This is a genomic window from Methylobacterium radiodurans, from assembly GCF_003173735.1.
Taxonomy (GTDB): Bacteria; Pseudomonadota; Alphaproteobacteria; order Rhizobiales; family Beijerinckiaceae; genus Methylobacterium; species Methylobacterium radiodurans.
On the sequence record NZ_CP029551.1, the window covers coordinates 2,816,501 to 2,827,773 of the forward strand.

7 protein-coding genes and 1 tRNA gene are annotated in these 11,273 nt (G+C 71.5%); 3 read left to right on the forward strand and 5 right to left on the reverse strand.

Translation table 11 applies throughout. From position 1 onward, the window contains the following. Nucleotides 1–106: 106 nt before the first annotated feature. The 3 genes from DK427_RS13070 (at nucleotide 107) to DK427_RS27365 (ending at nucleotide 4,637) form a co-directional block, all read left to right on the forward strand. A complete protein-coding gene (locus DK427_RS13070) occupies nucleotides 107–1,192 on the forward strand; it encodes an efflux RND transporter periplasmic adaptor subunit (protein WP_109951648.1) in 1,086 nt (361 codons plus the stop codon). Further along, entirely contained in the window at nucleotides 1,189–4,305 is a 3,117-nt protein-coding gene (locus DK427_RS13075; RefSeq protein ID WP_109951649.1) for an efflux RND transporter permease subunit, read from the forward strand. Before DK427_RS13070 ends, DK427_RS13075 begins: the two co-directional genes overlap by 4 nt. A 197-nt stretch (nucleotides 4,306–4,502) precedes the next feature. Further along, the gene (locus DK427_RS27365; RefSeq protein WP_281276950.1) at nucleotides 4,503–4,637 is read left to right on the forward strand and encodes a hypothetical protein; all 135 of its coding nucleotides are present in this window, start codon (nucleotides 4,503–4,505) and stop codon (nucleotides 4,635–4,637) included. A gap of 259 nt (nucleotides 4,638–4,896) precedes the next feature. Here the strand turns inward: DK427_RS27365 and DK427_RS13080 are convergent. The 5 genes from DK427_RS13080 to DK427_RS13100 form a co-directional block, all read right to left on the reverse strand. Then, nucleotides 4,897–4,972: transfer RNA gene (locus DK427_RS13080), tRNA-Ile, on the reverse strand. A gap of 360 nt (nucleotides 4,973–5,332) precedes the next feature. Continuing rightward, nucleotides 5,333–6,835: a glucosamine inositolphosphorylceramide transferase family protein gene (locus DK427_RS13085; RefSeq protein WP_109951650.1), complete on the reverse strand. Its 1,503-nt coding sequence runs from the start codon at nucleotides 6,833–6,835 to the stop codon at nucleotides 5,333–5,335. Nucleotides 6,836–6,958: 123 nt separating this feature from the next. After that, nucleotides 6,959–8,155 carry a glycosyltransferase family 4 protein gene (locus tag DK427_RS13090; protein WP_109951651.1) on the reverse strand — a complete coding sequence of 399 codons (1,197 nt, stop codon included), beginning with the start codon at nucleotides 8,153–8,155 and terminating at the stop codon, nucleotides 6,959–6,961. Nucleotides 8,156–8,175: 20 nt separating this feature from the next. Further along, entirely contained in the window at nucleotides 8,176–9,537 is a 1,362-nt protein-coding gene (locus DK427_RS13095) for a lipopolysaccharide biosynthesis protein (RefSeq protein ID WP_109951652.1), read from the reverse strand. Continuing rightward, nucleotides 9,534–11,069 carry a hypothetical protein gene (locus DK427_RS13100; RefSeq protein WP_109951653.1) on the reverse strand — a complete coding sequence of 512 codons (1,536 nt, stop codon included), beginning with the start codon at nucleotides 11,067–11,069 and terminating at the stop codon, nucleotides 9,534–9,536. The genes DK427_RS13095 and DK427_RS13100 overlap by 4 nt, the downstream gene beginning before the upstream one ends. Between the last annotated feature and the right edge of the window lie 204 nt (nucleotides 11,070–11,273).

Consider the following 11,273-nt stretch of genomic DNA (forward strand, 5'->3'; position numbering starts at 1 on the left):
CCGGTGGCGCCGCCCGGAAGATCGCCGTTGACGCGGCGATCGCCCCATAATAGATGATTGTCATAATGTTTTGATGGCCGCTGCGTCGGCTGTCGGGAGATCGGTGATGACGACGAGATGGCTTCTGGTGCTGGCTGCCCTGCCGCTCGCTTCCTGCTCGCCCGGCGAGACCGCCGTGGCGCCCGAGCCGCCGCTGGTGCAGACGATCGAGGTCGCCCGCGCCTCGGCCGGCGTGGCCCGCTTCACCGGCGTCGTGCGCGCCCGGACTGAGAGTAATCTCGGCTTCCGGGTCGGCGGCAAGATCTTCGAGCGCCTCGTGGATCCGGGCGACCGCGTCCGGCTCGGCCAGCCGCTGATGCGTCTCGACCCGACGGATTTCAACCTCGCGCTCAACGCCGCGCAGGCCTCCGTCGAGGCGGCCCGCGCCCAGATGATCAAGACCCGGGCCGACGAGGAGCGCAGCCGCAAGCTGGTCGGCGACGGCTGGACCTCCAAGCAGACCTACGACCAGAACAAGGCCGCCGCCGACGCGGCCGTCGCCCAGCTCGCCAGCGCTGAGGCCCAGGCCCGCCAGATCGCCAACCAGGCGGGCTATGCCGAACTGCAGGCCGATGCCGACGGGATCGTCATGGAGGTCCCCTCCTATCCCGGAGAGGTGGTCGCCGCGGGCCAGACTGTGGTCAAGCTCGCCCGCGACGGCGCGCGTGAGGCGGAGGTCTTCCTGCCCGAGGGCAGCCGGGGCCTCGCGAAGGGGGCGGCCTCGGCCACCCTCTACGCCGAGGGCGAGGCGACCTACCCGGCGCGGCTCAGGGAACTCTCGGCCACCGCCGATCCGGTGACCCGCACCTACCGCGCCCGCTACATCCTCTCGGGCGGCGGCGAGGCCGCGCCCCTCGGCGCCACCGTGACCCTGCAGCTGAAGCCGGCCGCGGCCGGGCGGCCCGAGACCCTCGCGGTGCCGCTCGGCGCCCTCTTCGACCAGGGCGGCGGCACCGCCGTGTGGCGGCTCGACGCCGCCACCGGCACGGTGCGCCCCCGGGTCGTGCAGGTCGCCCGCATGGGCGAGGAGAGCGCCGAGGTGGTCGGCGGCCTCGATCCCGGCGACCGGATCGTGGCGCTCGGCGCGCACCTGCTGAAGGCCGACCAGAAGGTCCGGCTGGCGCCCTCCAGCATGACGGGTGTCGCGCGATGAGCCCCTCCGCCTTCAACCTCTCGGCGCTGGCCGTCCGCGAGCGCGCGGTCACGCTCTTCCTCCTCCTCGCGGTCACCGCGGCCGGGTTCTTCGCCTTCGAGAAGCTCGGCCGCGCCGAGGACCCGACCTTCACCGTGAAGGTGATGTCGGTCTCGGCCGCCTGGCCCGGCGCAAACACCGACGAGATGCAGCGTCAGGTCGCCGACCCGCTCGAGAAGCGCCTGCAGGAACTCGTCTACTACGACCGCGTCGAGACGACCGTGCGCCCCGGCCTGATGCTGATGAAGGTCTTCTTCCGGGACAACATGCCGCCCGCCAAGCTGCAGTCGGAGTTCTACCAGGCGCGCAAGAAGCTCTCCGACCAGGCCTCGAGCCTGCCGCGCGGCGTGATGGGCCCGCTGTTCAACGACGAGTTCTCGGACATCTACTTCGCCCTCTACGCGCTCCAGGCCCAGGGCCTGCCGCACCGGCACCTCGTGACGCGCGCCGAGGACCTGCGCCAGCGCCTGCTGCGCGTGCCCGGCGTCGAGAAGATCAACATCCTGGGCGAGCAGGCCCAGAAGATCTTCGTGGAGGTCTCCTACCAGCGACTCGCCACGCTCGGCATCACCGGCCAGCAGCTCCTGGCCTCGCTCGCCAACCAGAACGACGTGACGCCCGCGGGTTTCGTGGAGGCGGCGGGTCCGCGCGTCTATCTCCGGCTCGACGGTGCCATCGACGGCCTCGACGCGATCCGAAACCTGCCGGTGGCGGCGGGCGAGCGCAGCCTCAAGCTCGGCGACATCGCCGAGGTCAAGCGCGGCTACGAGGATCCGAAGGCCTTCGAGATCCGCAACGACGGCGAGCCGGCCCTGATGCTCGGCGTCGTGATGAAGCCCGGCTTCAACGGCCTGAGCCTCGGCGAGGCGCTCAACGCCGAGGAAGTGGCGATCCACCACGAGCTGCCCACCGGCATCGGCTTCACCAAGATCACCGACCAGGCCAAGGTCATCGACGAGGCCATCCACGAGTTCATGGTCAAGTTCTTCACCGCCCTCTCGGTGGTGATCGTGGTCAGCCTCGTGGCGCTCGGCTTCCGGGTCGGCATCGTGGTGGCGCTGGCCGTGCCGCTGACGCTCTCGGCGGTGTTCGTGGTGATGATGCTCACGGGCCGCGACTTCGACCGCATCACGTTGGGCGCCCTGATCATCTCGCTGGGTCTCCTCGTGGACGACGCGATCATCGCCATCGAGATGATGGTGGTGCGCATGGAGGAGGGGGCCGACCGGATCGCGGCGGCGACCTACGCCTGGAGCGCCACCGCCGCGCCGATGCTGACCGGCACGCTCGTCACCATCGCGGGCTTCCTGCCGGTGGGCTTCGCCGCCTCCACGGCGGGCGAGTACGCGGGCAACATCTTCTGGGTGGTGGCCTTCTCGCTGATCATCTCGTGGATCGTGGCCGTGACCTTCACGCCCTATCTCGGCGTCAAGCTCCTGCCCAACATCAAGAAGGTCGAGGGCGGCCACGACGCGATCTACGCCACCAGGAACTACGAGCGCCTGCGCCGCGTGGTGCGCCTCTCGGTCGACCACAAGTGGTGGGCCGCCGGCATCACCGTCGGCCTGTTCGGGCTCGCCGTGGTGGCCATGGGCCGTGTCGAGCAGCAGTTCTTCCCGAACTCGGAGCGGGCGGAGCTCATCGTCGAGGTGACGCTGCCGGCGGGCTCCGCCTTCGGCACCACCGAGGCCAGCGTGAAGCGGGTCGAGGCGGCCGTGCGCGAGCTGCCGGAGGCGCGCGAGATCACGAGCTATATCGGCCAGGGCATGCCGCGCTTCGTGCTCTCGTTCGATCCCGAACTGCCCGACCCGGCCTTCGCGCAGATCGTGGTGCAGACGGCCGACGCCGCCGCCCGCGACGCGCTCAGGGTCAAGGTGCGCAAGCTCGTCGACGCGGGGCGCTTCCCCGAGGCGCGGGTGCGGGTGCTGCAGATCGTGTTCGGGCCGCCGGTGCGCTTCCCCGTGGCCTTCCGGGTGGTCGGGCCGGATCTCGACGTCATCCGCCGCATCGCCGCCGAGGTCGCCGAGGCGATGGCCACGAACCCGAACATGCGCATGGTCCACCTCGACTGGGGCAACAAGACCCCGAGCCTGCACCTCGCGCTCGACCAGGAGCGCCTGCGCCTGATCGGCCTGACCCCGAAGGAGGCCGGCCAGCAGCTGCAGAACTACCTCAACGGCACGCCCGCCACGCAGGTGCGCGAGAACCTGCGCTCCGTGGACGTGCTCCTGCGCAGCCCCGGCCCCGAGCGGCGCTCGCTCGGCGAGATCGGCGACCTGACCCTCGCCACGAAGGACGGGCGCCAGGTGCCGCTGTCGCAGGTCGCGCGGCTGGAGAGCCGCACGGAGGACGCGGTCCTGAAGCGCTACAACCGCGAGACCTACATACGGGTGCAGGGCGACGTGCTCGACGGCCGGCAGCCGCCCGACATCCACGCGCAGGTCGCGCCTCTGCTCGATCCGATCAAGGCGAAGATGCCGCCGGGCTACCGCATCGACACCGCCGGCGCCGTGGAGGAGAGCGAGAAGGCGATGAAGTCGCTGGTGCTCGTCTTCCCGCTGATGCTGTTCGTGACGCTGACGGTCATCATGCTGCAGGTGCGCTCGTTCACGACCATGTTCATGGTCTTCGCCACCGCTCCGCTCGGCCTCGTGGGCGCCGCACCGACGCTGCTGATCTTCCATCAGCCCTTCGGCTTCAACGCGATCCTCGGGCTGATCGCCCTGTCGGGCATCCTGATGCGCAACACGCTGATCCTCGTGGACCAGATCCATCACGACCGCGCGGCGGGCCTGTCGGACTACGATGCCATCGTGGAATCCACCGTGCGCCGGGCGCGACCCGTCATCCTGACGGCCGCGGCCGCGATGCTGGCCTTCATCCCGCTCACCCACTCCGTGTTCTGGGGGGCGCTGGCTTACGTGCTGATCGGCGGCGTCGGCGTCGGCACCCTGCTGACCCTGCTGTTCCTGCCGGCCCTCTACGCCCTCTGGTTCCGGGTGCGGCGGCCGAGCGAGGCGGCGGCGCAGCCCGAGGGCGCCGGCCGCACGGCCGCGGCCGGTGCATCGGCCTGACGGCCGCGACCTTCAAGCAGAGATCGCGCGGACGATCCATCGTTGCGCGCGGTGTCCCGGCAGGCCCGCCCCAGCCCCCCCGCGGGCCTGCCGGGAACGATCTTTCTTCGGATTCCGGCAGGCGCAGGGATCACGAGCGCGATCGCACAGGTCTCCCGAGCCGCAGAAGAGCGTGCGAAATCGGGGTCGCCTCCCGGTTGTTCCGGGAGCGCGGGCTGAATGAGGTCAGCATCGCCGACATCACATCGGAGGCCGCCCTGACCTACGCCTTCCACGGCCTATTCGCCGACCAGGAAGCGCTGGCAGCCGAGGCGCTGATCTGTGCGCAGTGATGACAGCCGCGCCCTGGCGAAGCTTTCGAACAAGGTTGGCGCCGTCATCCTGGAAGGCCCGGCTTCCACTGAGGATCTCGGTACGGATGTCATTCATGCCAGGCGCGTCCCGGCCACAACCCTTTGCATGCTCCGGACAAAGGCATGACCCTTATCTCGACACGCGATGAGCGCGTCATCACTGGCCTGGGGCGGCCGTCACTTCGGCTCTACATGCCCGAGAGCAGGCTATGACAATGGATAGAGCGATCGCAATTTGTGGTGGGCCCGGCAGGACTCGAACCTGCAACCAGACCGTTATGAGCGGTCGGCTCTAACCATTGAGCTACAGGCCCATCCTCAAGAACATCGACCCCTTGAGCGGGATATCTGACGTCGTGCCCGGCGCGGTCGACGGAAGCGGCGGCAGAAGTCTGGAGGTTGAGTAGCCTTGAGTTACGGTTTCGGCAAGGGGATGGGGGTCGCGGAAGGGCAAGGGCATCGGGACGGTGTTCCGGAACCTCGCCTCTGTCCCAGCACCTTTGTGTAACCTTGTCCGTACCGATGATCGGTCATCACAGTGGCGAAGTCACGAAGGTCGATCCTGTCGAAGCAAGGTGATGTTGCGATCGTCTCAATCGCACGACAGCCCGGCCGCGGCGTCCCCCGAACCGCCGACGCTTCCCCTCGCCAGCGCGCTCTCCACACCGCGTCATTCAGGGCCGGTGGAACAGGCGCAGCGGCGCTGCCGAGCCGTCGATCACCTCGATCCCGGCCGCCGCGTTCAGCGTGTGGAGGCGGCGGCCGGGCCAGGCCGGGCCGGGGGCGATGCGCGCGCGCACGGTCTGCGCGAACGCCGTCTCCGTCAGCATCGTGACCTCGGCGAGGCCCAGCGCCCCCCCGTAGAGGCGGGTGCAGTCCTGGACCGGGCGCCAGAGGCGGCCGTCGCGCACCATCATCGCGCCGGCCGGACGGGCCGCACCCGCATCGATCAGCGGCGGGTTGGCGCGGTGCGGGCGCCAGGGGCCGACGAGGTCGTCCGCCAGGAACAGGCCGAGCATGTCCGAGTGCGCGCCCGCGCCGTCGTGAAGGGTGGCGAACATCCACCAGCGCCCCGCGAAGCGGATCGGCGTCGCGTCGCTCGCCACGAGATCGGTGAGGAGATCCCGCACGCGCACCCAGCGATGCGGGTAGGGATCGGCCCGGTAGAGCGAGACCGTGCGGTTCTGCGAGGTCTCGGGGATCATCCAGACCGCGCCGTCATGGGCGAACACGAACGGGTAGGAGAGGTGGAAGGGTTCCTCCAGCACGGGTTCCGGCGCGCCGCGCGGCCCCTCCGGCCCGAAGGCGACGGCCGAGATCACGCCCTTGCCGGTGCGGTGGTCGAGATCCTCCACGAAGAGGTGGGTCCTGCCCTGCCAGTGGAATAGGAAGGGATCCGCGTAGAAGCGATGGCCGGGATCCGGCAGCACCCGCCACGGCTCGCCGCCGAGTTCCGCGCTGTCCCAGACGGTGGCGCCGCGGCTGAAGCGCCAGCCGGTGCGCCAGTGGGGGGCATAGAAGCAGAGATGGTAGAGGCGCCGCGCGAGCATCCGCCCCAGCCGCCGCAGGGCGTGCGCGGCGAGCGGGCGGCCTCGGTCGGGGCGCGGTGCGGCGGGCGCCGAGGGGGTGGGCCGCAGCAGGGCGGCGGCAAGGATGGGCGTGAGGCGCGCCGTGACCGCCTCGTAGGCCTCGCAAAGATTGGCGGCGGCCTCGACGGAGGGCCGCCCCGCGGCGAGCACGGCGCCTCCGCCGACGACCTCGACGAGCGGCGCCCCGCCGCGCAGCAGGGCCTGCAGCAGCCCGGCCTCGCCGGGGCGGCCGTCGAACAGGATCGTCCAGGCCGCCGCGCCGGCCTCCGCCGCGCCCGGCAGGGCGATGCGGACGGAGCCGGTGCCGTCATCCTCGGGCAGCTCCGCCGCGCCGGGTGTCGTGCCCTCGCTCGGGCGGGGGCCTGGCCGGGGCTGGAGCAGGCGCTCCAGCGCGAACAGCGTCTCCATCCCGGCCGGCGGCGGCTCGGCCTCGGTCCAGGCCACGCGCGGCGCCGCCCCCGCGGCGCGCAGGCCCGCGACGAGGCGCAGATGCCAGTGCCGAAGGCCGCCGCGGGGCAGGCGGAGAACCGGGGTGGCGCAAGGACCAGGATCAGCCGCCCGGACGGCGAAGGAGTCTTCGATCGTCACGGCCCGAGCGATAGCATCGACCCGACCGCCCTGGCACCCGGCCCGGCCTCAGCATGCACAGATCAAATTCCAAGTCATTCGGGGATGAAAACTGTATTTCCTCCGTACGCACCTGCGATGAGATCAGGCCGGGCGAGACGCGGCGATCCGCGCGCGCAGGAGGGTGTCGTAGGCCTCGGCCATTGTGTCGACCGGGAAGCGCCGGCCGAGGCCGCTGCCGCTGCGCACGAGGCGGGTGGCCAGGTCCGGCTCGCGCTCCAGCCGGTGCACGGCTTCGGCGAAGGCGGCCCCGTCCTCCGTATCGACGAACAGGGCGCAGGGGCCCTCGTCCGTCGCCAGCACCTCCCGCAGCACCGGCAGGGCGTTGGCTACCACCGGCACGCCGGCCTGCGCCGCCTCCACCGCCGCGAGGCCGAAGGTCTCGGCGCGCGAGGGAAACACGAAGACGTCGAGCGCGCGCAGGAAGTCGCCGACCCGGTCCGGCGGCAGCTCGCCGACGAGATGCAGGCGCGCCGCGCAGCCGAGCCTCTGCGCGAGACCGGCCAACGCGTCCCGCTCCGCGCCCTGGCCGGCCAGGGCGAGGTGCCAGGCGGGATCCTGCGGCAGCAGCCGCACGGCCGCCTCAAGGTTCTTGAGTGGGTGCAGGCGCGCGACGCAGCCGAGCAGGCGCCCGCCCGCCGGGAGGGCGAGGCCGAGGCGGGCACGCGCCTCGGCCAGCGTCAGTGCGCTGTCGCGGCCGACGAAGCCGTGGTCGATATGCACCACGCGGGCACGGTAGCCCGCCGGATAATCCGCGAGGTCGCCCGCCGAGTCGTGGGAGTTCACCACGATGCGGCCGTAGAGGCCGAGCGCGCCGAGCCAGCGGTCGACCAGACGGGCGCGCGGCGGGGTGGTGTCGCGGGCGGAGTTCTGGTTGGCGATCACTACGGGCACGCCGGCCAGCCGCGCGGCGGCGGCTCCGATGATGTTGCCGTAGTGCTGGAAGCAGAGCACCGCGTCGGGCCGCGCGCGGCGGATGCGGCGTACGAGGTCGAGGAAGAAGCGCAGGAAGGCCAGCGGCGTTCGGGGCCGCTCCGCGGCGCAGAAGGCGACGCCCGGCTCCGCGTCGAAGGCGCCGGTCTTGCGGTAGAAGAAGATCTGCCCAGTGCGGTACCCGCGTCCCGCCAGCGCCGTCGCCAGCATGCGGGCGATGGCCTGGGCGCCGGCATTCTCCGCCTGAGGCTGAACCAGGAGAACGTGCGGACCCGTGGCGGCCGGCACCCGCGCCTGCGTGCCGGCGCCGGGCGGTTCGGTGAGCTGCGCGTCGCCGGCATCTTGCATCGAGGATCTCATCGAGGATCTCATGGCAGCGTTTCGCGGGCGCGTCCGGCGCCGCCGATCAGGCCGAGCACGGAGGGGTCGATGCCGACCCGTCGGCGGCAGACCGCGTTGAGAGTGACGGCGCAGGCGAGCGAGCAGAGGGCGCTCGCGAGCGTCGCGCCGATCAGCCCGCCCGCCAGGGCCGCGGCGGCGACGCAGGCACAGCGAGCGAGGACGAAGTACCCGGCGATCCGCGCGTAGGCGGCCTCGTGGCCGGTGAGCCGCATCACCGCCGGGACCGGGCCGCCGAGGGCGATCGCCGCCACGCCGACGGTGAGGATCACCAGCGGCGGATAGGCGGCGTGGAAGGCCTGCCCGAACAGGTCGAGCAGCCATTGCCCTCCGACAAAGATGACGAGGACGCCGCCGCCGACCGCCAACGCCGTCGCGCCGCCGACGAGACGGAGCGCCGCGCGCATGCCGGGGCCGGCGGGATCGGCGGCATGGCGCGCGATCTCCCGGCTGGAGAAGACGTGCAGGCCCGCCGAGACGATCGCGAACAGGGCGGCCAGCCGCGCGGCCGCGTAGTAGAGGCCCGCCTCGACCGGGCTCAACAGAAGGCCGATCAGGAAGACATCGACATACTGGTTTGCGGCGTCGAGCACGCCGCCGAGCCAGAGCCGCGCCGAGCGGGCCGCCCAGACGGGGAGAGGATCGAGCGCCGCCTTTACGGGCGCCATTCCGGCTGAGGCACCGCGCAGGGCCGCACCGATCCCCGCAGCCTGGATCCCCAGCGCCACCAGGATGCCGCCGACGGCCCAGGCGAAGAAGGTCTCGGCGTGGAAGGGCACACTCGCCAGCAGAGCGAGCGCCGCGCCAGCCGTGGGAAACAGGCGCCAAGTCAGCTCGAACTGCCCGTCGCCCCGCGCGATCCCCGCTATGGTGCGGGCGACGTGGGTGCCGTAGACCAGGGCGGCGAGGAGCACCGAGAAGGTGCCGGCGAGCGCCGAGAACAGCCAGCCGGCTCCGGCGAGGTGCCCGGCGCAGGCCGTGACGGCGCCGCCCACGAGGCCGGAGAGCAGGACGACGCGAGCCGAGCGGCGAAGGCCTGCCCGCGCGGCAGCGGGCCCGCCCGCGTCGAGCGCCCGCTGCCAGTCGATCATGATCGCCGCCTCCTGGCCGAGAAGGACGGCGACCGCCGCGAAGGAGAGGGCACTGAACCAGTAGGCGAAGACGCCAAACTCGTGCAGCCCCATCGCGCGGGCGGCGAGCGTCAGCATCGCGAAGGCGAGGCCCGAGCCGCCGACCTTGAGGACAAGCGCCAGGGCGAGGTCGCGCAGGCCGGGTCGCGCCCCGAGATCGCGCAGGCGCGGGATCAGGCCTGGAACCGCGAATCCCCTCATGCCGGGCTGCCCTGGGCCGGGCGTCCGGCCGCGCGCGCCTCGGCCAAACCCGCGTCGGCGGGCAGACGGCAGAGGCCCTCGCCCAGGCGGTCGGCCAGCACAATCATCATGCCTCCGAGCGCGAGGGGTGCGAACAAGGCTTCCTCCTGGAAGAGGCCGTTCAACGTCACCGCGAGGGCGCCGAGGGCGAAGAGCCGAAGGTCCCGCGCGAGGGCCTGCCCCTGCAGAGTCGGGAACAAGCGCCGAGACAGACGCCAGGCAGCGAGCGCCGCGCAGACCGGCACGGCGCAGAGGACGAGCACGCCGGGGCCCACCTGATAGAGCAGGACACCGAAGGCGCTCTCCACCGGCCAATCCGTGCGCCCGATCGCCTGCGCCTTCTCCCAGTCGATCCGGGTGGCGTCGCCCGCGAGGTTGCCGCCGGCCCCGAGGCCCGCGCCCCAGGGCGCGCCCAGGAAGGCGTGCAGGCCGCCGAACAGGCCCAGCACGTGGTAGTCGCCGCCCGCGCGCCCGGTCACGATCACCGCGCAGGCGTAGAGGACGAGAACCGCCAGAAAGACCGGCAGCGTCGCGTCCGAGCGCAGGCGGTCGAGGAGGAGCGCCGCGCAGCACAGGCCGAGGCAGACCAGCGCGCCCTTGGCACCCACCAGCACCAGCAGCAACAGCGCGAGGCAGAAGAGCAAGGGCTGGCGCCAGCGCAGCAGCAGGAAGGCGGCCAACATCAGCCCGTAGCCGAAGCTGATCGCGTGGAAGTTAGGCCCGAGCATCCGGTACATCTTCAGGGCGGAGAAGCCGAACAGGTCGGTGTTCAGGAAGGAGACGACCTGGGTGTCCTGCAGGTCGCGCAAAACGCGCCCGGTCTTGCGCATCGTCTCGATCCACTCGCCCGAGCGCGCGATGTCGGCGAGGCTGAACGTCATGTAGCTGTTGGCCCGGATCAGGTCGAACAGCGCGTCGCGCGCCAGGAACTCGGCCAAGCCGTAGGCCAGGAGCAGGTAGACGGGCACGCGCAGGAAGCGCAGCCGGTCGCCCGGCCCATCCGCCGCGACCACCAGGGCGAGCTGGAACACCAGGAAGGGCGTGACGGCGTTCCGCAGGTAGACCACCGCCGCGTAGGGATCGCGGGCGAGGCCGAGGCCGAAATAGACGCCGATTACCCCCAGCGCGAGAACGCTCGGCCAGAGCAGAGCGTCGAGTCGCCGGCTCCGGGCCCGGGGTGCGAGGCAGTACCCGCCGACGATCCACAGCCAGAAGGTCGCGGTGATGATGAAGTTGTAGCCGCGGGCGGCGTTGAAGGCCGGCGTGTCCGCCAGCCAGGGCGAGACCAGCGACACGAACAGGTTCTGGAACTGGTAGGCGAAGATCAGGAGCGCTGGCGCCGCCGCGCGCACGTAGACCGCCGCGACGATTGATCCCGCGGCGCAGAGCGCGATCGCCGCCGCCGGGCTCGCGAGGTGCGCCACGATCGGCACGCCGACCAGGGCGACGGCCACGCACAGGAAGAGCAGGTGCTCCAGCACCGCGCGCGACACGCCCCGACCGTCCTGCGGCAAACTGTCCGGAATTGAAGACTCCAAAGTTCGTCAATCCTCCGGGGACCCACGGCCTCCGGAGGCCGTTCGGTGCTGTTGCGCCCTGAGTTAGGGGCGTGGCCACACGATCCAACCCGCACTGATCGGATCGTTGAATACGCCGCAGGCGGGCGCTACGTAGTTTTCCACGGGTACATTTTTCCG

Bases quoted from the DNA above. Each gene is read 5' to 3' on its own strand.
- DK427_RS13070 (WP_109951648.1), top strand. From the start codon at position 107: ATGACGACGAGATGGCTTCTGGTGCTGGCTGCCCTGCCGCTCGCTTCC.
- DK427_RS13075 (WP_109951649.1), top strand. From the start codon at position 1,189: ATGAGCCCCTCCGCCTTCAACCTCTCGGCGCTGGCCGTCCGCGAGCGC.
- DK427_RS13090 (WP_109951651.1), bottom strand. From the start codon at position 8,155: ATGCAAGATGCCGGCGACGCGCAGCTCACCGAACCGCCCGGCGCCGGC.
- DK427_RS13095 (WP_109951652.1), bottom strand. From the start codon at position 9,537: ATGAGGGGATTCGCGGTTCCAGGCCTGATCCCGCGCCTGCGCGATCTC.